This window comes from Streptomyces sp. CGMCC 4.7035 (assembly GCF_031583065.1).
GTDB classification, from domain to species: domain Bacteria; phylum Actinomycetota; class Actinomycetes; order Streptomycetales; family Streptomycetaceae; genus Streptomyces; species Streptomyces yaanensis.
This window is the reverse complement of sequence record NZ_CP134053.1, coordinates 7,289,502-7,313,295: the sequence shown is the minus strand read 5'-3', so window position 1 is coordinate 7,313,295 and position 23,794 is coordinate 7,289,502. Positions and strand designations below refer to the sequence as shown.

Sequence of the window (23,794 nt, the reverse complement as noted above, 5' to 3'; positions counted from 1 at the left end):
GCTCGCGTGCCGTGCTTGCGTGCCGTGCTCGCACGTGCTGCGCTCGCGTGCCGTGCTCGCACGTGCTGCGCTCGCGTCCGTGCTCGCGTGCTGCGCTCGCGTGCCTGCCGCGCTCGCCCGCTGCGCTTGCGTCCGTGCTCGCGCGGGCCGCGCTTGCCTGCCGCGCTCGCCCGCTGCCTCGCCCGTCGTGCGGCCGAGACGGTGGACACGGCGGGCCGCCCCCTGGCCGCGGCCAACGCCGAACTGCCCTGGCCCCTGGCCCGGCACCAGCTGCTGTGGCATGCGGCCACCATCCTGCGGGACCGTGCCGCGACGGAGGTGCCGAACGGCTCGCGGAGTGCGCCGGGGCGGCTCCGGACCGGACGCCGTCCCGGTAGGGCCCGAACGCTCCGTCAGGGCTCTGTTCGCGCCGGGCGCGCACCGATTGCCCGTCGGGGGGCCGTAGGGGCCGCGACCGCCCGGCCGTTACCGTGGGGCCAGGCAATATCCGTCCGCGTCGGGCGTCCGGGCCAACGGGCGGGCGGGAAGTCCAGGGGAGGGGCGTCGCGTGGTGGTGCGTCTGAAGAGCGGGGTCGTCGCCGCTGTCGTGGTGCTGGTCGCCGTCAGCGGCTGCAAGGCCGGGACCAAGGGATCCTCCGCCCCTCAGCAGACGGCGGCCGGCGGCAGCGCGCTCGCCGCGGTCGACTCGCTGACCGTGAAGGGGCGGGCACCCAAGACCGGGTACAGCAGGGAAAGGTTCGGCAGCGCCTGGGCGGACACCGACTCCAACAGGTGCGACACGCGCGACGACATACTCAAGCGGGACCTGAAGGACGTGAAGTTCGCCCGCGGGAAGTGCAAGGTGGCGTCGGGGGAGCTGGATCCGGACCCGTACTCCGGCAAGGACGTCGCGTTCTCGCGCGGCCGTAGCAAGGTGGACATAGACCACCTCGTCGCACTCTCCGACGCCTGGCAGAAGGGCGCCAAGTACTGGGACGCCGGCAAGCGCATAGCCCTGGCCAACGACCCCCTGAACCTCCTGGCCGTCGACGCGAGCACCAACCGCAGCAAGGGGGACGGCGACACCGCGACGTGGCTGCCGCCCAACAACGCCTACCGGTGTACGTACGTCGCCGCCCAGGTCGCGGTGAAGAAGAAGTACGAGCTGTGGGTCACCGCCGCCGAGAAGGCCGCGATGAAGAAGGTCCTCTCCGCCTGCCCGAACCAGGCGCTTCCCTCGGGTGGCAATCCGACCAAGGCGCCGGAACGGTTCAGCGCGCGCTGAGACACCGCGACACGGAAAGCGGCACCGGAAACGCATCCTCGTTTCCGGTGCCGCTTTGTCATCACCGCTTCACCACCCGCCTTTGACGCGTCCTCAGTGGCCCCCGCAGCCGGTGTCCGGGCCGGCCCGGTGTGGTGATCCTCTGCAGGAGCAACCATGCAATGGCAAAGAGGGTTTCAAATCGCAAAGGAATGTTTATCGACATAGCGGTCGGGTTGGGTAAGGATCGATCAAGTGTTGAGCATGATCATCCCTTGAATCGTCAGCAGCGTGTTCACGACAGGCAAGATCGGTGGGCTTATCTGTCACTTATTGATCATTGGAGTCGGATCCGTGCCTCCAAGGCCGTTCAGCCGCCCAAGTCCCGCACGGCGAATACGTCGTGCGAGACGTTCAGTTGCTGTTCTTGTGCTCACCGCGCTCGCGTTGATGTTCACGACCGATCAGGCCCTCGCCGAGGGTCTTGAGCTGGGTCGCATCGAGTTGCCGAGCGCGAATCTTTCGTCCATCGCCTCCTGGTTCACCGACCCGCACTGGGGCAAGCTGCCGCGCCAGCAGTCGGGTACGGCCGCCGGTCACCGTCACCATGTGTCGGCCGCCGCGACCGAGGCGGGCCGCGGCGCCGGCCACAAGCCCGGCAAGGGCCGCGGTGAACTCGCGGCGTACCAGGCCCACAAGTCCCCCGCGCGGGCCGGCAAGAGCGCCTCGTTCCACGGGTTCAACGCCCGGACGAGCAAGCGCGTCGCGGGCAGGTCCTCGTCGCACTCGACGTACTACCGGAACGCCGACGGTTCGTTCAGCCGCAAGGTCTCACCCTTCCCGCTGAACTACAAGGACCCCAAGGGCGAATGGCGGCAGATCGACACCGAGGTCGCCCGCGGCCCCGACGGCCGCTGGGACGAGAAGTCCAACGCGATGGACGTCGGCTTCGGCGCGAAGTCCTCGGACAAGGACCTGGCGTCGTTCGACAAGGACGGCAAGAGCGTCGGGTTCGGTCTTGAGGGCGCTGCCCAGGTCACCGGCACCGCCCAGGGTTCGACGGTGTCGTACCCGAAGGTCCTCCCGGACACCGACCTGCAGCTGACCTCCACCTCGATCGGCATGCGCCAGGCGCTGGTGCTGCACTCGGCGAAGGCCGCCAACTCCTGGGTGTTCCCACTGGAGTTGAAGGGCCTGACGGCGAAGCTGAACAAGGCGGGCGGAGTCGACCTGCGTGACGCCAACGGCAAGGGTGTCGCGTTGATCCCGTCGGCTTACGCCTTCGACTCGAAGATCAACAAGGTCTCGGGTGAGCGCGCGACCACGCACGCGGTGAAGTACGAGCTGATCACCGAGCACGGCAAGCCCGCCCTGCGGATGACCCTCGACGCCGCGTGGCTGCACGCGAAGTCGCGCGTGTTCCCGGTGACGGTGGACCCGGACACCTCGGTCTGGGACTACGTCCACACCACCTACACCGAGTCCGGCTACTCGGCGGCCGACCGCTCGCAGGAGCAGACCATCAAGGTCGGCTCCTACGACTCCGGCACGCACTCCGCGGTCTCCTTCGTCCAGGACTGGCGGGACAGCTTCGACGGCTCCGGCGTCACCATGGTCTCCGCGAACCTGCACCTGTACGACATCTGGGCCTCCACGTGTACGCCGGAGTCCTTCAACGTCGCGCAGGTTTCCTCGGCTTGGGATCCCACCGACGCCATGACCTACCCCGGTCCGGCGCACGGTGCCTCGATCGGCAGCGTGACCCCCTCGGTACCCAACGCCTGCGCCAACACGACCGGCGACCAGAGCGGCGGTGACTGGGTCACGGTGCCGCTCGACACGGCGTCGATCCAGAAGTGGGCCAGCGGCACGAGCGCCGACTACGGTCTGGCGATCTACGCCACCACCACCGACGCGCTGCACTGGAAGCAGTTCGGTTCGATGGCTTTCCCGGGTGATGAGCCGTACATCGTGTACGACTACACCGGTGACATCGCCCCGATGGTCGAGGCGACCTTCCCGGCCAACAACTCCTCGGTCTCCACGCTGACTCCGGAGCTGCAGGCATTCGCCGACTTCCAGCAGAACCCGCTGGCGCAGAAGTACGACTTCAAGGTCTACAACTCCTCCGGCACCCTCGTGGTGGACTCCGGCCTGGTGACGACCCCGAACTGGACGGTTCCTTCGGGCAAGCTGGCCTGGAACACCTCGTACACCTGGACCGCCCAGGCGTACGACGGCACCAAGTACTCCACGGTGTCGCCCTCGTCGGCGCTGACGACGGAGGTGCCGCAGCCGTTCCTGACGTCGGAGCTGTCGCAGAACAGCAGCGACCACGGCTACGACGCGACGATCGGCAACTACACGACGTCGGACACGGATGCGTCGATCTCGACGGTCGGTCCGAGCCTCGATGTCGAGCGTGACTACAACTCCCGTGACTTCCGCACGTCGGGTGCGTTCGGTGCCGGTTGGTCGAGCATCTTCGATGCCAAGGTGACCGAGCAGAAGAATCCCGCCGGCACCCTGACCGGTGTCGTGACGACCTACCCGGACGGTTCGGAGGTGGGCTTCGGCAAGAACTCGGACGGTACGTTCTCCCCTCCGTCGGGTCGCTTCGCGCAGATGAAGTCGGTGACCACTCCGGCGGTCGGCTACACGCTGACCGACAAGGACGACACCGTCTACACCTTCACTCAGCCGATCAGCACGGGTGTCTACGGCATCACGTCGGTGACGGACGCCAACAACCGGTCGGTGAACTTCACCTGGACCTCCGGTCACGTCACCAAGATGAAGTCGGCCGTGTCCGGCCGGTCGCTGAACCTGACCTGGTCCACCCCGACCGGTGCCACGTACGCGCACGTGGCCACCGTCGTCACCGACCTGGTCAACACCACCGACCCGAACAGCGCCCAGACCTGGACATACGGTTACACCAACGACCAGCTGAGCAAGGTCTGTTCGCCGCTGTCGACGACGAAGTGCACGACGTACGGCTACACCAACGGTTCGCAGTTCCGTACCGAGGTGGAGAACGCCGGGGCGTCGGAGCTGTGGCAGTTCAACGAGACCAGTGGCACCGTTGCCGCCAGCTCCGTCGGTGACAGCGAGGGCACGGACAACGCCACGTACAGCAACGTGACGCTGGGCCAGGCCGGTTCGCTCGCCGGGTCCACCGCGACCGCCGCGAAGTTCAACGGCACGTCCTCCTACGCCGAGCTGCCGCCGAGTCTGGTCTCCAGCTCCAACCAGCAGACGATGTCGATGTGGTTCAAGACCACGACGGCTCCGGGCGTGCTCTTCTCGTACTCCACTCTCCCGCTGAGCTACACGATGACCCAGGGGCAGTACACCCCGGGCATCTACGTCGGCACCGACGGCAAGCTGAACGCGGAGTTCTGGAACAGCTCCGGCGTCTCGCCGATCGTGAGCACCGGTGCGGTGAACGACGGTGCGTGGCACGAGGTCGTGCTGGCGGGTGCCGGTTCCCTTCAGACCCTGTACTTGGACGGGGTGAAGGTCGGCACACGGTCGGGCATGATCTCCTACAGCAACGGCTACCACAGCGCGCTGCAGAACCACACCTACATCGGCGCCGGCTTCCTGGGCGGCACCTGGCCGGACGAGCCGCACTACTCGACCACGAGTGACAACGGCTACCCGACCTACTTCAACGGCACCATCGCCAACGTCGCCCTGTACCCGGACGCGTTGACGGCGGACCAGGTGGCGCGGATCCACACGGCTGCCACGAAGGCGTCGCCGCTGCTGACGACCGTCACCCGCCCGTCGGGCAAGGCGTTCGCCGGTATCGCGTACGACACCAACGCGGCTCGTGTCACGCAGGTGACGGACGAGAACGGCGGTGTGTGGAAGCTCAACCCGGCCACCGTCACCGGTTCCAGCAACACCTACCGTGGCGCGATCCTGGGTGGTGCTCCGAACCAGTACTACCGTTTCGGTGAGTCGGCGGGTGCCTCGACGGCACTCGACGAAGTCCATGGCGGCACGGGCACGTACAACTCCGTGACGCTCGGAGCGGCCGGTCCTTTCACGGACCACACCACCGCGTCGTTCAACGGCACGTCCTCGAAGGTGACGCTGCCCAGCGGCACGGTGCCCGGTTCCGGTGCCGAGTCGGTGGACATGTGGTTCAAGACGAACACCACCAACGGTGTGCTGTTCGGCGCCTCCAAGGACCCGCTGGGCACCACCACCCCGACCTCGTACACGCCCATCCTGTATGTGGGCAGCAGCGGAAAGCTGTACGGCGAGTTCTGGTTCTCGGGCGGTTCCACGAAGCCGATCGGTTCCGCGTCCGCGGTGACCGACAACAAGTGGCACCACGTGGTCCTGTCGACCTCGGCCACCAGCCAGTCCCTCTATCTGGACGGCAACCTGGTCGGCTCACAGACCGGTACCGCCGCGATGACTGGGCAGCCGTACACCTACGTCGGTGCCGGCTACCTCGGTGGCAACTGGCCCGACGAGGCGCACAACAGCTCGACGGACAACACCGGTTACGCAACCTACTTCAAGGGCTCGATCGCCGAGGCGGCGTTCTACCGCTCGCAGCTGTCGTCCGACGATGTCGACGCGCAGTTCGACGCGGCGAAGAACTCCTCGGGTCTGCTGCCCGTGAAGACGGTGACGGTCACCACGCCGACCAACGCGACGCTCAGCTACACCTATGACGTCACGCACGGCAACCGACTGCTGAGCGAGACCGACGCGCTGGGCAACACGACCAGCTTCGGTTACGACACGGCCGGCTTCGAGCACACCGTGACCGACCCGAACGGTTCCATGACCGTCACGGGGCACGACGTGCGCGGCAACATCGTCTCCTCCACGTCCTGCCAGGACCAGGCGGCGAACAAGTGCAACACGGAGTACTACACGTACTACCCGGACGACACGACCGCGCAGCTGACCACCGCCGACCCGCGGAACGACCAGCTGCTGACCGAGCGTGACGGCCGTTCGGCGTCCGCGACCGACAACACGTACCTGACGTCGTACACGTACGACACGGCCGGCAACCAGACCGCGATCACCGGTCCCGCCGTCCCGGGCTTCCCCAACGGCCGGACGACGCAGACGGTGTACAGCGACGGGACGTCGACCTACCCGTCCGCGGACAGTGGTGTGGTGCCGGCGGGTCTGCCGGTGAAGACCATCAGCCCCGGTGGCGCGGTCAACCAGGTCTCGTACTTCGCCAACGGTGACGTGGCCTCCACCACGGACGCCATCGGCCTGGTCACGTCGTACACCTACGACGGTCTCGGCCAGGTCACCAGCCAGAAGTCGGTGTCCGACACCTACCCGAGCGGTCTGACCACGACGTACAAGTACGACGCGGCCGGCCAGGTGACGGAGGAGGACGACCCGCAGCTCACGGACCGGGTCACCGGTGCCACGCACGCCGCCGTGACCACCACGGTCTATGACGACGACGGCAACACCACCTCGCAGACGGTGGCCGACGCGCGCGGCGGCGACCGGTCCCGCACGCAGACGTGGACGTACGACCAGTACGACCACGTGGCGACCGAGGCGGACGCCAACGTGGCCGCGGGCACGTCCTACGGCAACACCACGACGTACACCTACGACACCTCGGGCAACAAGACCAAGGAGGTGACCAGCGCCGGCAATGAGACCCGGTACACGTACGACGCCGAAGGCAACCTGCTGACGCAGGGCCTGATGTACTCGGGTGACCCGGTCAACCCGCAGACTCCGACGCTGCTCACGGAGTCCTCCCGGGCCTACGACCCGGCAGGGCGCCTGGCGTCCGTCACGGACGCCATGGGCAGCACCACGTCGTACACGTACACCGACGACGGTCTGACCGCGACGGTGACGAAGAAGAGCGCCGACGGCCAGAGCACCTACGTGCTCGAGTCGGACTCCTACGACGCGGCCGGAAACCTGCTGCAGTCCACCACCGACAACGGTGAGACGGTCACCAACTACACCGTCGACGCCGCCTCCCGGACCACCTCCACGGAGCTGGACCCGACCGGTGTGGACCGCGTGAGCACCGTGTCGTACACGCCGGACGACCAGGTCGCCAGCGAGAACGACCACGACGCCTCGGGTTACGACCGCACGACCACCAACACCTACGACAACATGGGCAACCTGCTCAGCGAGACGCTGTACGGGGACGCCTCCGGTCACCCGGCCGGTTGGTGGAAGCTGGACCAGAGCTCGGGCACGACCGTGACCGACGCCTCCGGCACCGGCAACACCGGTCTGGCCACCGGCGTCACGTGGAGCGACAGCGCCGCGAACTTCGCCGGGACCACCGGGCAGCAGATCGCCACGAACAGCCCGGTCGTCGACACCACCGCGTCGTACACCGTGTCGGCGTGGGTGAAGATGAGCTCGCTGCCGACCCACAACGCCACGATCGTGTCGCAGACCGGCACGACCAACAGCGCGTTCATGCTCCAGTACAACTACGCGCACTCCAGCGCGCCGCTGTGGAGCATGAATCAGACGAGCAAGGATGCCTCGGGGGCCACGTTCCCGGCGGCCTACTCCACCGCGGTGCCCGCCTCGGGCGCCTGGACCCACCTGGTGGGTGTGTACAACGCCTCCAACGGTGCCATCCAGGTCTACGTCAACGGCACCTTGTCCGGCAGCGGCACCAACAGCACCCCCTGGGCCGCGACCGGTCCGCTGACCATCGGCCAGACCAAGTACGCCGGCAGCTCGGCCGACCTGCTGCCCGGCGCCGTCTCCAATGTGCAGGTCTACCAGCGTGCTCTGTCCGCGAGTGAGGTCTCCTCGCTCTACGGCAAGGGCCGCGCCGGTGGCACGGTCGGCTCGTCCGACGCGCAGACCACGAAGTACACGTACGACAAGCGCGGTCTGCCGTCGTCCATGACGGACGCCGAGAACCACACCACCAACTACGAGTACGACGAGGCCGGCAACCTCGCGGTGACCACCGCCCCGGCGGTGCAGGCGGAGGCCGACGGCACCAACCCGGCCACCGTCCGCCCGGCCACCACGTCCGGGTTCAACACCTTCGGCGAAGCCGTCGAGGAGAAGGATCCCAACGGCCTGGTCACGAACACGGCGTACGACGCGGAGGGCAACAAGGTCTCCGAGACCCTGCCGTCGTACACCCCGGCGGGCGCCTCGCAGGCGAACGCCGGTACCACGGTGTGGACGTACGACAGTGAGGGCAACCAGACGTCGGTGACGACGCCCGGTGGCAAGACGACGTCGTACCTCTATGACCAGATGGGCGACCTCGCTCAGACGACCGCCCCGGACGGCACCAAGACGCACGCCACCTACGACACGGCCGGTGACCGGCTCACCGCGACCGATCCGACGGGCGCGCAGACTCAGGCGACGTACGACTACCTGGGTCGTCAGGTGACGCAGACGACGATGGAGCGTTACCCGTCCACGCGGACGCTGACGAGCACGACCTCGTACGCGGTCACCACCGGCAACCCCTACGGCGCTCACGTCTCGTCCACCACCAGCCCGGGCGGCGTGACGTCGACGTACGGCTACAACCGTGCGGGTGACATCACCTCGGTCACCGACGGGGCCGGCAACACCACCAGGTACGCCTACGACTTCGAGGGCAACCGGTCGAAGACGACCCTGGCGGACGGCACCTACACGACGACCGACTACAACGCCGACGGCGACCCGACGGCCACGCACTCCTACGACGCCAGTGGCACCCAGCTCTGGAACACGTCGCAGCAGTACGACGGTGTCGGCAACATGACCGCCGCCACCGACGCCAACGGTCACACCAGCCAGTTCACCTACGACGCGGCCGGCACGATCACGCAGGAGACACAGCCGGTCGACGCCACCACGTCGATCACCACGACCTTCGGCTACGACCAGGCGGGCAACCGCACGCGGTTCACCGACGGCCGCGGCAACTCCTGGCGCTACACGTACACGCCGTGGGGCCAGCAGGAGAAGGTGATCGAGCCGACCACGTCGAAGTTCACGACGACGGCCGACTCGACGACGACCTTCGCCTACGACGCGGACGGTCAGCTGACCACGGCCACCCTGCCGGGCGGTACCACGACGTCGATGACATACGACGTCGACGGCCAGCTGAAGACGATGTCCGGCTCCGGCGCGGACGCGGCGACGGCCACCCGCAGCTTCACCTACGACAACGACGGCCGCGTGCTGTCGGCGGACACGGCGGAGGCGGGCACGACCGGCGCGGTCGACCACCAGAACGCGACGCACGACGCGTTCACCTACGACGACCGCGGTGACCTGCTGTCGACGTCGGGCTCTGCCGGTACGTCGAGCTTCGCCTACAACAACGACGGCGCGATGACCTCGCGCACGGACGCGGCGGGCACGACCAGCTACGGCTACGACACCGCCGGCCGCCTCTCGTCCCTCAACGACGCGGCGACGGGCACCCAGCTGACCTACACCTACGACCAGCTGAACAACCTCAAGACGATCAAGTACGGAGCGACCGGCCAGACCCGGACCTTCAACTACAACACCGCACACGAACTCACCAGCGACACCCTGGTCCAGGGCGCGTCGACGCTGGCGAGCTTCACCTACGGCTACGACAAGAACGGCAACCTGACGTCGAAGACGACGACGGGTGTGTCGGGTGCGTCGTCGAACACCTACGGCTACGACTGGGCGAACCGCCTCACGTCGTGGAACAACGGATCGACGACCACGACGTACGGCTACGACGCCTCGGGCAACCGCATCCGCAAGGGCTCCGACGTCTACACGTACGACCAGCGGGACCAGCTGACGTCGGACGGTGTCCACTCCTACGACTACTCGGCGCGCGGCACGATGACCCAGGAGTCGTCGGCGTCCGGCACCCAGTCGTTCAAGACGGACGCGTTCGGCAACCAGATCGTCGCGGGTGACCAGGCGTACAACCTGGACGCGATGGGCCGCAACATCAGCGACCGGGACACCTCTCCCGGTGGACTGACGCGGACCTTCGCCTACTCGGGCGCGGACAACACGATCGCGTCGGACGGCGACTTCACCTACACCTACGACCCGGCCGGCGGCATCACCGGCGTCAAGTCGGCGGGCGGTGGCAGTGGTTCGCTGGCCCTGACCGACCAGCACAACGACGTGGTCGGCACCTTCACCTCCGGTGCGACCGCGCTGGCCGGCTCCGCCTCCTACGACCCGATGGGCAAGGTGGTCTCGCCGACCAACACGGTCACCGGCCACCTGGGCTTCCAGTCCGGCTGGACCGAGCCCGGCACGGGTGATGTGGGCACGGCCTCACGCTGGTACAGCCCGGACACGGGGCAGTTCCTGAACAAGGACAGCATGTCCTTGGACGCGGTGCCGAACTCGGTGGCGGCGAACCCGTTCGCCTATGTCGACGACAACCCGCTCGCGGGTACCGACGAGTCGGGCAACTGCTCCTGGTACGACGTGGTGTGCGGCGCCAAGAAGGCCGTACATCATGTGGCGCACGCCGTCAGGCATGTGGCGCACAAGGTCTACCACGCGGTCAAGCACATCGCCCGCAAGGTGGTCCACGCGGTCAAGCACGCGGCGCACAAGATCGCGCACCGCGTTCGCGACTACTACCACGCCACGGTGCGGGCCGTCCGCCGCGTGTACCACTACGCGGCACGGCACGTCAGACGCGCGTATCACCGAATAGTGCATGCGGTGCACTCCGCGTATCACGCCGTTCGGCGCGCGGTGCACCGAGTGGTCCACGCGGTGAAGAAGGCGGCGCACAAGGTCGCCCACCTCGTGAAGAAGGCCGCGCACGCGGTGGCTCATGCGGCCCGCACGGCGTACCACGCCACGGTGTCGGCGGCGAAGTCGGCGGCGAAGTTCGTCAAGCATCACGCCGCTGCGATCACCTCGTTCGTGGTCTCCACGGCGGTGTTCGCGGGTTGTGAGGCCTTCACCGCAGGTATCGGCTCCATCGGCTGCGCGGCCGTGGCCGGTGCGGCGGGCGCGCTGGTCGAGCAGGGCTTCAAGTGCGCCGACAAGGGCGGCGACGACTGCAGCGTGGGCGCGTTCGCGGGCTCGGCGGTCGAGGGTGCGGTCACCGGCGCGGCCGGCGGCGCCCTGGGCGAGCTCGGGGGCAAGATCCTGGCGAAGGCGGCACCCAAGGCCCTGGAGGCCGCGGGCGGCTTGTTCGGAAAGGGAGCGACAGAGGCAACAGAATCAGCGGCGTCCGACGCGACAGACGAAGCGGCTGCGGCGGCGGAGTCTTCGGGGGCCGGCACAAAGGCCCAGTCCCACTCGGACGAGGCACCGGCTGAGGAGGGCGCGAGCTGCCCGATTCGACGGCCGCACAGCTTCACGGGCTCGACCCAGGTGCTGATGGCCGACGGTACGACCAAGGCCATCGACGAGATCAAGGTGGGCGACACGATCGCCAACTCGGTCCCGGGCGCCAAGGGCACGGAAGCGCACAAGGTCACCGATGTCATCGTGACGCACACGGACCACGACTTCGCGGACGTGTCGATCAGGAAGACGGACGAGTCCGCAGCGAAGAGTTCGGTGAAGGACGGGGCCAAGTCCCTGGCCAAGAAGGTAGCCCGCAAGGCAGCCTTCGGCCTGGCGGCCTCGGCAGCAATTCTGGGCGCGCTGTCGGCCGGTCACGGCCACGGCGACGCCCAGAAGCCGGCGACGGCACCGGTGGCAGCGGTCAGCAAGACGTCGTCGAGGCCAGTCGCCAAAACCGAGGCCGAGGCCAAGGCCGCGCACCTCACGACGACCTTCCACCACCCCTTCTACGACGAGACCCAGTCCGCCTTCGTCGAGGCCAAGGACCTCAAGCCCGGCGACGTCCTCCAGACGCCGACCGGCACGGCCCAGGTCACCGGTGTCCGCCTCTACCACGCGAACACCACCACTTACGACCTCACCATCGGCACCCTCCACACGTACTACGTGGAGGCCGGCGACACGCCAGTCCTCGTCCACAACGCCAACACCAACCTTGACGATTTCGGCTGCGGAACCGCGACGCGCGCCGCCACCTGGGTCGACGAAGGGGGCTTTCAGAATTCGACGCCTCCGGCGCCCAGCACGCGATCGGGTTGGTTCAGGTTCCAAAGCGCTGCTACGGGCACGAGATCGAATCTGGCAACGGGAAGGTCTCAGGTTCCTCAGTACAGCGCGCCGGACGGGAACGGTGGTACCATCACCGCGAAATTTGACTCCGCGTTCGGCGATGAGGCGATCGATCGGAAGCTCGGATTGACCGGCTATGGCAAGGACGAAGCGGAGCGACAAGCGGCCGTCGCCGCCCATCACGGATTTAAGGCGGTCTACGAGTTGCCCTCTCAGAAGAAGGTCGATCAGGCCAACAAGCTTCTGGAATCGTGGGGCGTAACGGGAATTGCGACCAGAGTGGGGAGTTGGTGAGCCGTGGTGGCAGACTGTCTCCTGAAGGCACTCCTTTCGGTTGTGGCAATCCTTGAGGATGCGGTCAAGTTCGGAATGGATTCACATTCGGCACTGAATGCCCTGGAGAGTGTGGGCTTCGAGCTCGACCAGATGGATCCTTCCGAGCGTCAGGAATTCGCTGAAATTCTTGAAAGGGTTGCAGCTTCGGCTGATCCTGCCCTACAGGAATGGATTCGCAATATTCCGCGAAGCCTTGGGATCGACTCTTGAAATCTCTGGCTGTCAGCGCATCGGCAGTCAGGGCTTCGACGAAGTCGGCAACACCTGTTCCCTGATCAGGTGACGGCACGTCCCCCAGGCGGGCACAGCAGCTGGCCTGGGGGACGCTGTTGGTGAGGGGCCAGGCGAACCCCTCAGGGGTTTTTGCTCCTCACTCTTGAGAGATGTGGGATTCAGTCAGCGGCCCAGCCGAATGTTCGGCTGGGCCGCTCGGCTTTACTACGGCACTGCGGTCTCTTGGGTCGAACCGGCAGACAGGTTCGGATGACGCCGGTGGGCCGTTTGTCGTTCATGACCACCCCGGCGAGGCGGTCCGCGACCGGGCATCCAGTCGCAGGGTGGGAACAGATGGGGTGGCGCTGTTTCGCACGTTGACGCTCCTCGGCAGCGTGGGCCGTGCCCCTGCGCGTTATCGGTGCCGCAGGGTCGCACCCCACTGGCGGGCCGCGCTGCGTCGTCGGGTCAGTTCTCTTCGGCCAACTGCCACAGATGCACGGACGTCGAGTCCTTGGAGACCGTGTACCAGGTGCCGTCCCCCGCAGAGCGGGCAGGCCCAGAGACAGGGAAGGGGTAGAGGATCTCGCCACGTAGGGTCATCCCACGCACATCCGCCAACCAGTGGCGAACCCTCGCGTACTCGTTGCTTTGGCCGTCTTGACGCTGAGGTTGCCAGGCTGCGCCTGAGCGGTCAGGCGCGCCGTATGGGGGACTCCCAACTCTTCGACGGTCCGGGTCGGTCGGACCGTCAAATAGCAAAGAAGGGCCCCGCTGGATTTGTTTTCCGGCGGGGCTTCCTTGCATTCTTCGGCCTCCGAAATAGAGCTGAGACAGCAAGTCGATCGCCGCATCGGCCATCTGAGCGATGTCGATCCCAAGCCCCGCAAGGCGCTTAAGTTCCGACACCCATTCTGCACGCCGAAGTGGTGATCAATAATGAAGAAGGATCATGCGTCAAAGCGGCACCTGCCCTTTCTTGCTCGAACACCTTGGAGTCGCTGTTGGGTGGCAAGACGCTGAGGGTACACTGGCGTGACAAAGACACGGGCGATATGACGAGTCATCTTTTCGGAGGTATTGGATGACGATCAAGGGGCTCGAGGTGCAGTTTCAGCCCGAGCACACCAAAACTCCCGCTCTGCTCGTCAGTGCGGATGACGTGGATTCGTTCATCGATGCCTTGCTGAATGGGCAACATGATCGTAATTGCGCCGTGGTCTATTCGCTTGATCGCCCAACGATGCCATCGGGATATCGAGATCACGAGTTGGCGGTTGGGGTCGATAGGGTCGCCCAGATGGGTGCACTGACCCTCGCGGCCGATGACGGTTACGTATCGAAAGGCTCGATGGATCGCGGAATAGGCGAATATGTGCTCCTTGGGCATGTGCGGGAGTTCATGCCGGGCTCGGAAATTCCCATCGAGCTTGTCCGTCAGGCGGTGAAGGAGTTTCTCAGCAGCGGCGGCCAGATTCCAACTTGCATCGAATGGCAAAAGGAAGAGTTTTAAGGTCAAATAGAAGTGGTTAAGACTTGTCCCGCAACTGGTCTTCGAATGGGCATGGGCCAGGTCGGTCGCCGTGCGGCACCCTCGTCTATCCGGCGACGGCTAGGTTGTGCAGGTGGGCGATGCCGCGCATGGCGTGGTGTACGCCTTCACCCTTGAGGCGGCAGTCGCGCAGGATCTTCCAGGTCTTCGTGCGGGCGAAGGCGTGCTCGATTCGGGCACGGACCTGCTTATGGGACTTGTTGTGTGCCTGCTTCCAGTCCGGGAGTTCCTCGCCCTTGCGGCGCCGGTGGTGGCATCACGAGGCCGGTGCCTGGGTAGCCGCCGTCCGCGATGGTTATGGTGCGGCCGACGGCGGCCTTAACCCCGGATTCCTCCCATGTCTTGCAGTCGGCGCGGTTACCGGGCGGCGGCCGGCCGACCACGACGACCAGACGGCTGTCGGCGTTGATGACGACCTGGTGGTTGGTGGAGTACCGGTAATTCTTGGACTGCTCGGCGACCGTGTGGTCGCGGGTGGGCACCAGGGTGCCGTCCACAATGAGCACCGTGTCCTTGCGGAACCGCTTGCGCGGCCAGAGCGCGAGCAGGGGACCGAGATGCCCGATGATGCGACCGGCCGCGGACTATGAGATCCCGAACAGCGGGGCGAGCTGTCGCGGTGTCAGGTTCGTGCGCCAGTACGCGGCGACCAACAGAACTCGATCCTCCAACTGCAGCCCCCAGGGCCGGCCTTTGCGGACCGGGTCCGCGCCCTTACGCCGCAGCGCGGTGATCAGCTTGCGGAATTGCCGCGGGCTCAGCCCGGTGAATGGGGCTGTCCAGGACGGTTCCGACGCCGCAATCACTCCTGCCACAACAAGATCATGGCATTGTGTGCGAACCATGGGGGGATGGCCGACAGAGGCCGGACCAGGGATATCGTCGGACGATGTCGAATCGGGCGGTAGCAGCTGGAGTAGGTCTCGCGCGGGTGATGGCGCACTGCGGGGGCAGCCCATCAGCAGCCGTGCACTATCTGGCGGGTGCCATCGCCTCCGCACCTGAGAACCCCGAGCCCTATGCGGTCCTTGCCGAGTTGTGGAGGGACAAGCCGTCGGAGCTGGCCGAGGTCGTTCAGGGTGCCGACTCCTTGAGCACGGTACTGGCGCAGTCGTACATCAGCTTCCTTAAGGACGACATGGACGGCGCGGCGCTGGCGATCGGATCGGTGACGGGCGTGCGACCCGACATCGCCTGGGCCAAAGCCCCCTGGTTCAGCGATGAACGATTTCTCGGTGTGGTGAGTGCCGATGCGCTGGCCGAGGCCGCAATGCGGACGATGGACTATGGCCGTGATCTGGACACCGAAGCCATGCGGGATCGATTTCGGCCCTGGTTCGATGCTATCGACGTGATCTCTGCCCGCCAGCCGTTGCCGGAGGCGTTGGCCAAGATGGCGATCTTGCTGCGGGCATGCGGTCTCACCGATGCGTCGTTTGCCCTCTGCGACCAGGCGGACTCCGTTGAGCGAATCATGCTGACGGAAGTTGTGCGAGCGGGCACATGGCGCAAGCTGGGTGATCCTCAGCAGACCGTGGCGGCGTTCGAGCGCGCTCTTGCCCTGGACCCGGCCAACTGGTCGCTCTATCTCGACCTGGCCGATGTACGTGCTGAGCAGGGCGACTTCACCTCCGCGGTCCGGCTGATCGATCAGGGGATGAGGTATGAGCCGGCTGAGCTCTCACTTCGCGCGGCCGGGGCCGCCTACCGTGCCCGGCTGACCGGCTCGCGTGCCGATCTGAGCGAACTCATCGAACTGGCGCCGAATCTGCCGGACGACTCGTACCGGGACCTGCTGATTGATCACGCGTGTGCTGGTCCCGCGCTGCCGGCCGAACTCGTGGCCGCGGCCCGGCGCATCCAGAACAGCTGAGGCTCGCTCCTTCACGAGCAGCAGTCCAGCCAGTAAGTGCCCAGCAGCGCGACCCAAGCCTAAGTTCCCGCGCGACTGCCACGTCAAGGGCGACGGCGTCCACGCATGCTTGGTGCCGCCCGCCTACACATCCCACTCTCGGCCGCACGGCTCGGAGCTCCCCAGTGCAGGGGGCCACCTGCTGCAGTCGAAGATCAGTTACGGGACAACGCTTAGCTGGGGTATTACGACCATCGTCACAAGGCAGGCACATTAGTGATTGAAAACCACCTTGCAAGGGCAGTGCTCTCTGCCATTATGTTGCTCGATCATTCATCGACCGATGAGATCGATCGCGATGTTGCTTCTCAAGGGCTTGAGAACATCGCATCGGACCTGAACTCGATGAACGAAGCGGAGCGTCAGGAGTTCAGGCGAGTACTCAGCCGCATTGCCGAGGAAGAGCCAGACTATGCACCGTACATCGATGAATTGCCCAGGCTGCTGGGCTGGTGAATGAAAGCAGTGCCCTTGGTCAGGATGCGGAAATATTCGGATAGGTCGACGGAGGGTTTGTGCACATCGGAGATGTAGCGATCGCAGACGTTGCCGAGCAATGGTTCGGCAGTAGAGAGCCGGGTAAAGCGATGCCTGACTGCCTTGCCTGGCTGCCGGATCAGAGCAGCGCCAATACTCTGCGACTTCGCCACTTCTGTGGAAAGAAGGCGGTGTCTGGCAGCTGAAGGCACCCCGGCCTGCGCGTTTCGACCCCGACAAAATGATCTTCATGAGTGGAGATGAGGGCGAATGAGCTTGGGCGTACGATTTGGCATTTTGGAATCGCCAGAGATTCCCATCGATCTGGTTCGTCAGGTCGTGAAGGAGTTCGTGTTCTCCGGCGGTATTCGGCCCACGTGTATCGAGTGGCAAGAAGAGCCGTACTGATTTCAGACTGCGTCTAAGGGCGTTTGACGGCAACTCCGGCGTCTTTGCGCGGCGTGGTCAGTCGGGTGGGACTGTGGTCGTCGGCGGGTCTTTGGGATTGTCGCCGTCTCGGAGGACGTCGGTGAGTTGGTTGATGGCATCGTGTTGGAGGCGCAGGCGGGACGTGGGCGTAGACCTGGGCGGTGATGCCGATGTTGGCGTGGCCGAGCAGTTCTTTAAGGGTGGTCTACGAGTTGCCCTCTCAGAAGAAGGTCGATCAGGCCAACAAGCTTCTGGAAGTAATGGGAATTGTGACCAGAGTAGGGAGTGGGGGAGTCGTGGTGGCAGACTGTCTCCTGAAGGCGCTTCTTTCGGTTGTGGCAATCCTTGAGGATGCGGTCAAGTTCGGAATGGATTCACATTCGGCACTGAATGCCCTGGAGAGTGTGGGCTTCGAGCTCGACCAGATGGATCCTTCCGAGCGTCAGGAATTCGTTGAAATCCTTGAAAGGGTGGCAGCTTCGGCTGATCCTGCCCTACAGGAATGGATTCGCAATATTCCGCGAAGCCTTGGGATCGACTTTTGAAATCTCTGGCTGTCAGCACATCAGCAGTCAGGGTTTCGACGAAGTCGGCAACACCTGTTTCCTGATCAGGTGACGGCGCGTTCCCTCGGACTGGCACAGCAGCTGGCCTGGGGGAACGCTGTTGGTGATGGGCCAGGCGAGGCGGTCCGCGACCGGGCATCCAGTCGCAGGGTGGGAACACATGGGGTGGCGCTGTTTCGCACGTTGACGCTCCTCGGCAGCGTGGGCCGTGCCCCTGCGCGTTATCGGTGCCGCAGGGTCGCACCCCACTGGCGGGCCGCGCTGCGTCATCGGTCAGTTCTCTTCGGCCAACTGCCACAGATGCACGGACCTCGAGTCCTTGGAGACCGTGTACCAGGTGCCGTCCCCCGCAGAGCGGGCAGGCCCAGAGACAGGGAAGGGGTAGAGGATCTCGCCACGTAGGGTCATCCCACGCACGTCCACCAACCAGTGGCGAACCGTGCCGTACCGGGCGTCGCACTCGGAGGTTCCGGCAACGACGGTGTCCTCGTCCACGAAGGCGCCCTCATAGTCCCAGTACACCCTTTCCCTGCCGGTGCTGCTCGGGTGCGCCGACACAGTGTCCTTGGCATCCAGTTTCTGGAGGACAGAGCCGTCCTTCACCCGGTGGAGGGAGAGGGACCACTGTCCGACAGGAACGGTCAGGAGGCGTCGGCCGGACGGGCTCACGCCAAGGAGGACTCGCTCGATGCCGATTTGCTCAGCGTTCAGCCGCTGCCCGTCCCAGCGTCCCCACAGCACGGGCGACCCCTCCTCGCCCTCGCCGATGCTCAGCCCCATGTTCGTGGGGTCCGAGTGTGGAGTGTGCTCGGAGCCGGAGGCCACGGTCATGGTGTCCACACGTCCCAGGACTTCTCCGTTTGTGGCGTCCAGGACCACCCACAGTTCCTGGTCGTCCTCCGTGCCCTTGTCGCTGCTCAACGGGCCGCGGACGTGTGCCCAGACGAGTCTGCCGTCTGCGGAGACAGCGGCTGAGCCGCTGTCGGCGTAGAAGTGGTCCTCGTCGTGGGCGTATTCGTCGAAGGAGAGGTGCATGAGAGCGCAGCTGCCGTCCCAGCAGCCGTGCCGTACCTCCCACCGCGTCACACCGGTCGCCTCTACCGACCTCACCGCGTGCACGCCGGCGAACACCGCCACATCCCGCTCCGGCGACACCGTCACCGATCCGAAGTGGCGCGGCCAGGGCGCCGGGAAGCGGGCCTCCGGTGCTCGACCCGCGCTGGGCTCGTCCAAGTCGAGGGCCACCAATTCGGTGTCACCACGCTGCACGAGCAGCCTGCGGCCGGGCCAGTGCAGCACCTGTGGAGCCTCCGCTGATGTCGGGTCCAGGGGAGCAGCGACAGCGGTGACGAGACGAGCGGTGATGGTCACGGAATCCTCCAGCCCACGGATGACGCACCATGCGAGAGCTTGACGTCCCACCATATGGGGGAACGTAGACGTCACCGGCGGGCGGACCCGATGCCGGGACAGCCTTCTGCTCGTGGCCGACCTCTGACCCACGTACCGGGCCCGGGAACTGCCACCGTGCGCTGGGCGCAGGCCCGTGGAGTGGCTCCGGGTGACGACGTATCGATGGCCGGAGCGGGTCGCTCGCCCGGATGTGCCCCGGTTCGCGCTGGTCGAAAGCGAAAGGCTGCCGCCTTCGGCGGTCCGCGCGCAGGTCGAGGGTCTCTTCGTCGACCCGCCCAAGCTACGGCCCGTCTTCTCGCCCAGCCGCGTGGGCGACGCCCGTGCGCCGGCGGCCCGGAGCGCCGGAGACGGGGTTCGCCGGGCAGACGTTCCCCGGGGCTGGAGTTTTTGCCGTGGCATGAGGGAATCTTGTGGCGATCAAGGGGCATCGTTTTCCGAGCGGAAGGACGCCATCGGTTAGCGTTCACAGGCTTCGGGCGCCCAAGTCCCTCGCGCATGTGCACAGTTCGTCCGTCTTCGGACATCCGTACGGGTGTTGCCGTGCCGGACCCGCGCCACTTCCGGGCATTTCGGAGATTTTCCGGTGGACGCCGCTCGCGTCCGCCTGTCGTGAATTGAGGTGGGGATGGCCGGGCACCGGCAATCGAAGAAGTTCAGGTACATCGCCTGGGGTACGGCCGGTGTCGCCGTCGTCGCGGGCGCCGGGATCGCGGCGCAGACCTCGATGGCGGCCACCACCTGGCCCGCCCAGAAGACGTACACCGGCCGCGCCTTCGACACCTGCACCGCGCCCTCGCTCGCCGCGATGAAGGCCTGGAACACCGGTTTCTACGGAGCGGCCGCCGTGTACGTCGGCGGCAAGAACCGCGGCTGCAACCAGCCCAACCTCACGGCCTCCTGGGTGAAGTCGGTCAGCTCGCTCGGCTACAAGCTCATCCCGATCTATGTGGGAGCCCAGCCGCCCTGCCAGACCAGCTCCAACCCGGAGAAGCTGACCGCCTCGACGGCCGCCTCCCTCGGCGCGACCGACGCGACCGACGCGGTGTCCAAGGCGTCGGCGCTGGGCATGAAGGCCGGCAGCCCGATCTACCTGGACATGGAGCCGTACGACATCACGAACAAGTCGTGCAACGACGCCGTGCTGACGTACGTGCGCTCCTTCACCAAGACGCTGCGCGCCAAGACCTACCGCGGTGGCTTCTACGGCTTCACCAGCTCCAGCGCCAAGGCGATCGCCAACGCGACCGACAAGACGGATCTGCCCGGCAACCTCTGGTACGCGCTCTGGGACAAGACGAACACCACGACCACGGACTGGCCGTTCGGCTCCACCCAGTACACCAACCACAGCCGCGGCCACCAGTACATGGTCAACAGCAAGGAGTCGCGCGGCGGTTACACGATCACCGTGGACCGTGACGCGTGGGACGCTCCCGTCGCCATCACCGGCTGAATCGGTGGCCACGGCGGGCGGCAGGACGTAGGGCGTAGGGCGTAGGACGTAAGCGGCGAAACGTAGCACGTAGGACGTAAGAGAACGGCGAGCGGCAGGAGGGACGGGACATGAGGATCGTCAAGGTGCCCAGGACGGTGACGAAACTGCTCCGGCCGTTCGCCGTGCGGGCCGGCGTCGCCGCGCTCCCTTTGGTCAGTCTGGGGCTGCTGTGTTCCGTCCCGTCCTTCCTGCTCGCCCTGCGGCGGGGTGGGCGCGCGGACTGGTGGGCCTTCGGCGCGTTCAGCGTGGTCCTCGTGGCCTGGGTCCTCGAACTCGCGTTGACGCCCGAGACCACCCACGGAGCGCTCTTCGCTGCCGACCTCCTGCTGATCCTGCTGTCGATGGCGGGTGCCTCGGTGCACGCGTGGACGGTCTGGCCCCGGCGGGTCGCTCGCTTCTGACGGAAGAAAAGTAGGTAATCGGTGGTCAAGCAGGTCAGACAGGTGTCGCAGACGCGCCCGGCGAAGGCGGAGCGGACGTCCGGGGGAGAGCGGTTCGCCGCCGTGGGGCGCGCCGCCGTCACATGGCTGCGCTCGCTGCGCGGACGCACCATCGTGCTGGCCGCGGGCGCGGCGGTCGTCGTGGCCGCGGTGGCCGTGGCCGGCGTGCTCCTTTTCCGGCACGACGACCGGCCGCCGATCCCGGACACCCGGGCGCGGCACTACACGGAGGTCGACGCCTGCCTGCTCACCGACAAGAAGGGCATCACGGCCGGGGCCGCCGCCGAGGTCTGGCAGGGCATGCAGGACGCCTCGCTCAAGACCCACGCGCGCGTGAGCTACGCGCCGGTGACCGGGGAGCAGAGCGCCGCCAACGCGCGCCCGTTCCTCAACGGTCTGCTCCAGCGTTCCTGTGACGTCGTCCTCGCCGTCGGCTGGCCCGAGGTCACGGCCGCGGCGCAGACGGCGCCGCAGTACGGGAAGGTCGGATTCGTACTCGTCGGCACGGGGAGCGGTGACAAGGCCGGTGCGAAGGGTGGGGCCAACGTGACCAGGGTCGACACCGGCGACGGACTGCGCGCCGACGTCGCCGGGGCGGTCGAGCGAGCGGTGGACGGACGGGCCTGAGCGACCGGAGAAGGTGTTCGTCCGCCGTCCGGCGGTGCCCGAAGTCCCGATGAATCGTTGGTCCAATGGGTTGGCCAGAGCCGGGCCACTGCCTACCATCGATCACCGCAAGACCTTGTGCACCGCCGCACAAACTCCTCGGGAGGCCACCTTGCACCGCCGTCGCACCGCGATCGCCCTCAGCGCCGCCCTGGCCGCGGCCCCTCTCCTCACCGCGTGCGGCAGCACGGCGCATCCGGGCGCCGCGGCCGTCGTCGGGGGGCAGCGGATCACGGTCGCTCAGCTGGAGGACCGGGTGAACGAGGTGCGCACCGCCCAGCGCGCCGCCGCCACGAACGACGCCCAGTACGCGCAGACACTCGCCCGGACCGGCAGCCTCACCCGCGACACGCTGCACAGCTTGGTCCTCGACCGGGTCCTGCGCCGTGCCGCCAAGGACGCGGGTGTGAGCGTCACCCGCAGGGACGTCCAGGAGATGCGTGCGAGCCTGGAGCAGCAGGCGGGCGGCGCGAAGGCGCTGCGGTCGGCCTGGCTGGACCAGTACGGCGTGGCGCCCCAGCGTGTCGACGACAGTCTCCGTACGGAGATCGAGGCCCAGAAGCTGGCCGCCGCGCTCGGTGCCGACATGAACACGACCGACGGCAAGGCCATGTTCTGGAAGGCCATGTCGCAGGCGTCGAAGGAACTCCACGTCGACCTGAATCCGCGCTACGGCACGTGGGACGTGCAGAAGAGCAGCCGCGTGGACGCGAAGACCCCGTGGGTCAAGGAAGTCACGGCGGCTACGACACAGCAGCAGACGGCGTAGCGCGACGGGCGAAGGGGAGCGGGAACCGGTCCGGCCTGTGGAGGAAGGAAACCGGGAATCGGTCCACGGCCTGTGGAGGAAGGGAGCCCGGAGTCGGTCCATGGCCTGTGGATAACTCCGATGCTGTCGGTGACGTGGGTTACGTTCGAAGGGTGAACGCAACCAGCTTCGAAGGCGCCCCGGGCCAGGGGGCGGATGCGACCGCCGCCCTCGGCCGTATCGTCCTGCTCACCACCAGCCACCGGGTCGCCCCGGGTCTGCTGTCCTGGCCCGCCTGGCAGGTGCTGCACGCCGCCGACCGGGTCCTGTGCGCGGACGGCGCGCACCCGCAGCTGCCCTATCTGCGCGAGGCGGGCATAGCGGTGGAGGAGGCCGCCCCTACCGCGCAGGAACTGGTCGACGCCTGCGCTGGAGGGGGCACGGTGGTCGTCGTCGCGACCGGCGAGGGCGAGCCGCACCTCACCGACGGGCTGGCTCGGCTGGCCGGCTCCGGACGGGTGCGGATGCCGGAGCTGGAGCTGCTCCCCGCGTCGTACGACCTCCCGGGCGCCCGTCTCCTCGACCTCGTGCAGGTCATGGACCGCATCCGCGCGGAGTGCCCCTGGTCCTCGCGGCAGACCCACGAGGGCCTGGCCAAGTACGGCATCGAGGAGGCGTACGAGCTGGTCGAGGCGATCGAGGCGGGCGACCGCGAGGAACTGCGCGAGGAACTGGGCGACGTCCTGCTCCAGGTCGTCTTCCACTCCCGGATAGCCGAGGAGGACCAGGACGCCCCCTTCTCCATCGACGACGTGGCGGGCGGCATCGTCGCCAAGCTGATCCACCGTCACCCGCACGTCTTCGGCGACGAGACCGCGACGACGCCGGAGGAGGTCAAGGAGCACTGGCTGCGCACGAAGGCGGTCGAGAAGAAGCGGACGTCCGTGACGGAGGGGGTACCTCTGGGCCAGCCGGGCCTCGCCCTGGCGTCGAAGCTGTCGTCGCGGGTCCGCACGGCGGGCCTGGAGGTCCCGCTCCCGCAGGGCGAGGGCATCGGCTACGACCTGCTCGCGCTGGCCGCGCGGGCGGAGGCGGAGGGCGTGGACCCGGAGGCGGCGCTGCGGGCGGCCGCGCGGGCGTACCGGGACGCGATCCGGGAGGTGGAGGGCCAGAGCCAGACCTGAGT

The 23,794-nt window shown here is 66.8% G+C and carries 15 protein-coding genes and 2 pseudogenes; 13 read left to right on the top strand and 4 right to left on the bottom strand.

Annotated elements, in window-relative coordinates; translation table 11 throughout:
- Positions 1–553 precede the first annotated feature (553 nt).
- From Q2K21_RS32110 to Q2K21_RS32100, 3 genes are all read left to right on the top strand, one after another.
- Positions 554–1,264, top strand: a complete 711-nt coding sequence (locus Q2K21_RS32110) for an HNH endonuclease family protein (RefSeq protein WP_386275910.1) — start codon at positions 554–556, stop codon at positions 1,262–1,264.
- Between the two features lie 429 nt (positions 1,265–1,693).
- Positions 1,694–12,655, top strand: coding sequence for a LamG-like jellyroll fold domain-containing protein (locus tag Q2K21_RS32105; protein WP_310778387.1), 10,962 nt, complete (start codon positions 1,694–1,696; stop codon positions 12,653–12,655).
- A 42-nt stretch (positions 12,656–12,697) separates the two neighbouring features.
- Entirely contained in the window at positions 12,698–12,907 is a 210-nt protein-coding gene (locus Q2K21_RS32100) for a hypothetical protein (protein ID WP_310778384.1), read from the top strand.
- Between the two features lie 471 nt (positions 12,908–13,378).
- Here Q2K21_RS32100 and Q2K21_RS32095 read toward each other — a convergent pair whose 3' ends face one another.
- Positions 13,379–13,513 (bottom strand): hypothetical protein, encoded by a 135-nt coding sequence (locus tag Q2K21_RS32095; protein WP_310778381.1) that lies wholly within the window; start codon positions 13,511–13,513, stop codon positions 13,379–13,381.
- Between the two features lie 481 nt (positions 13,514–13,994).
- Between Q2K21_RS32095 and Q2K21_RS32090 the strand changes: the two genes are divergently transcribed.
- On the top strand, positions 13,995–14,423 hold the full coding sequence (locus Q2K21_RS32090) for an Imm1 family immunity protein (RefSeq protein WP_310778377.1): 429 nt from the start codon (positions 13,995–13,997) through the stop codon (positions 14,421–14,423).
- A gap of 85 nt (positions 14,424–14,508) precedes the next feature.
- Here Q2K21_RS32090 and Q2K21_RS32085 read toward each other — a convergent pair.
- A pseudogene (locus tag Q2K21_RS32085) lies at positions 14,509–15,277 on the bottom strand (transposase).
- 152 nt (positions 15,278–15,429) lie between these two features.
- Here Q2K21_RS32085 and Q2K21_RS32080 point away from each other — a divergent pair.
- From Q2K21_RS32080 to Q2K21_RS35955, 3 genes are all read left to right on the top strand, one after another.
- Positions 15,430–16,335, top strand: a complete 906-nt coding sequence (locus Q2K21_RS32080; protein WP_310778373.1) for a tetratricopeptide repeat protein — start codon at positions 15,430–15,432, stop codon at positions 16,333–16,335.
- A 255-nt stretch (positions 16,336–16,590) separates the two neighbouring features.
- Entirely contained in the window at positions 16,591–16,830 is a 240-nt protein-coding gene (locus tag Q2K21_RS32075) for a hypothetical protein (RefSeq protein ID WP_310778370.1), read from the top strand.
- Between the two features lie 291 nt (positions 16,831–17,121).
- On the top strand, positions 17,122–17,259 hold the full coding sequence (locus tag Q2K21_RS35955; RefSeq protein ID WP_386275894.1) for an Imm1 family immunity protein: 138 nt from the start codon (positions 17,122–17,124) through the stop codon (positions 17,257–17,259).
- A gap of 57 nt (positions 17,260–17,316) precedes the next feature.
- On the opposite strand, the pseudogene Q2K21_RS36060 reads toward Q2K21_RS35955, so the two are convergent.
- Positions 17,317–17,479, bottom strand: a pseudogene (locus tag Q2K21_RS36060) (site-specific integrase); the annotation flags it as partial.
- Position 17,480: 1 nt separating this feature from the next.
- Between Q2K21_RS36060 and Q2K21_RS32070 the strand changes: the two are divergent.
- Positions 17,481–17,825, top strand: a complete 345-nt coding sequence (locus Q2K21_RS32070) for a hypothetical protein (RefSeq protein WP_310778367.1) — start codon at positions 17,481–17,483, stop codon at positions 17,823–17,825.
- Positions 17,826–18,119: 294 nt separating this feature from the next.
- On the opposite strand, the gene Q2K21_RS32065 is transcribed toward Q2K21_RS32070, so the two are convergent.
- The gene (locus Q2K21_RS32065) at positions 18,120–19,217 is read right to left on the bottom strand and encodes a hypothetical protein (RefSeq protein WP_310778364.1); all 1,098 of its coding nucleotides are present in this window, start codon (positions 19,215–19,217) and stop codon (positions 18,120–18,122) included.
- Between the two features lie 667 nt (positions 19,218–19,884).
- Here Q2K21_RS32065 and Q2K21_RS32060 point away from each other — a divergent pair.
- From Q2K21_RS32060 to Q2K21_RS32040, 5 genes are all read left to right on the top strand, one after another.
- On the top strand, positions 19,885–20,712 hold the full coding sequence (locus Q2K21_RS32060) for a glycoside hydrolase domain-containing protein (protein WP_310778361.1): 828 nt from the start codon (positions 19,885–19,887) through the stop codon (positions 20,710–20,712).
- Positions 20,713–20,822: 110 nt separating this feature from the next.
- Complete coding sequence (locus Q2K21_RS32055) at positions 20,823–21,155, top strand: hypothetical protein (RefSeq protein WP_310778357.1); 333 nt, start codon at positions 20,823–20,825, stop codon at positions 21,153–21,155.
- A 42-nt stretch (positions 21,156–21,197) separates the two neighbouring features.
- Positions 21,198–21,821: a type 1 periplasmic-binding domain-containing protein gene (locus Q2K21_RS32050; protein ID WP_310778354.1), complete on the top strand. Its 624-nt coding sequence runs from the start codon at positions 21,198–21,200 to the stop codon at positions 21,819–21,821.
- Positions 21,822–21,972: 151 nt separating this feature from the next.
- Positions 21,973–22,629: a SurA N-terminal domain-containing protein gene (locus Q2K21_RS32045; RefSeq protein WP_310778352.1), complete on the top strand. Its 657-nt coding sequence runs from the start codon at positions 21,973–21,975 to the stop codon at positions 22,627–22,629.
- A gap of 152 nt (positions 22,630–22,781) precedes the next feature.
- On the top strand, positions 22,782–23,792 hold the full coding sequence (locus Q2K21_RS32040; RefSeq protein ID WP_310778349.1) for a nucleoside triphosphate pyrophosphohydrolase: 1,011 nt from the start codon (positions 22,782–22,784) through the stop codon (positions 23,790–23,792).
- Positions 23,793–23,794 lie beyond the last annotated feature (2 nt).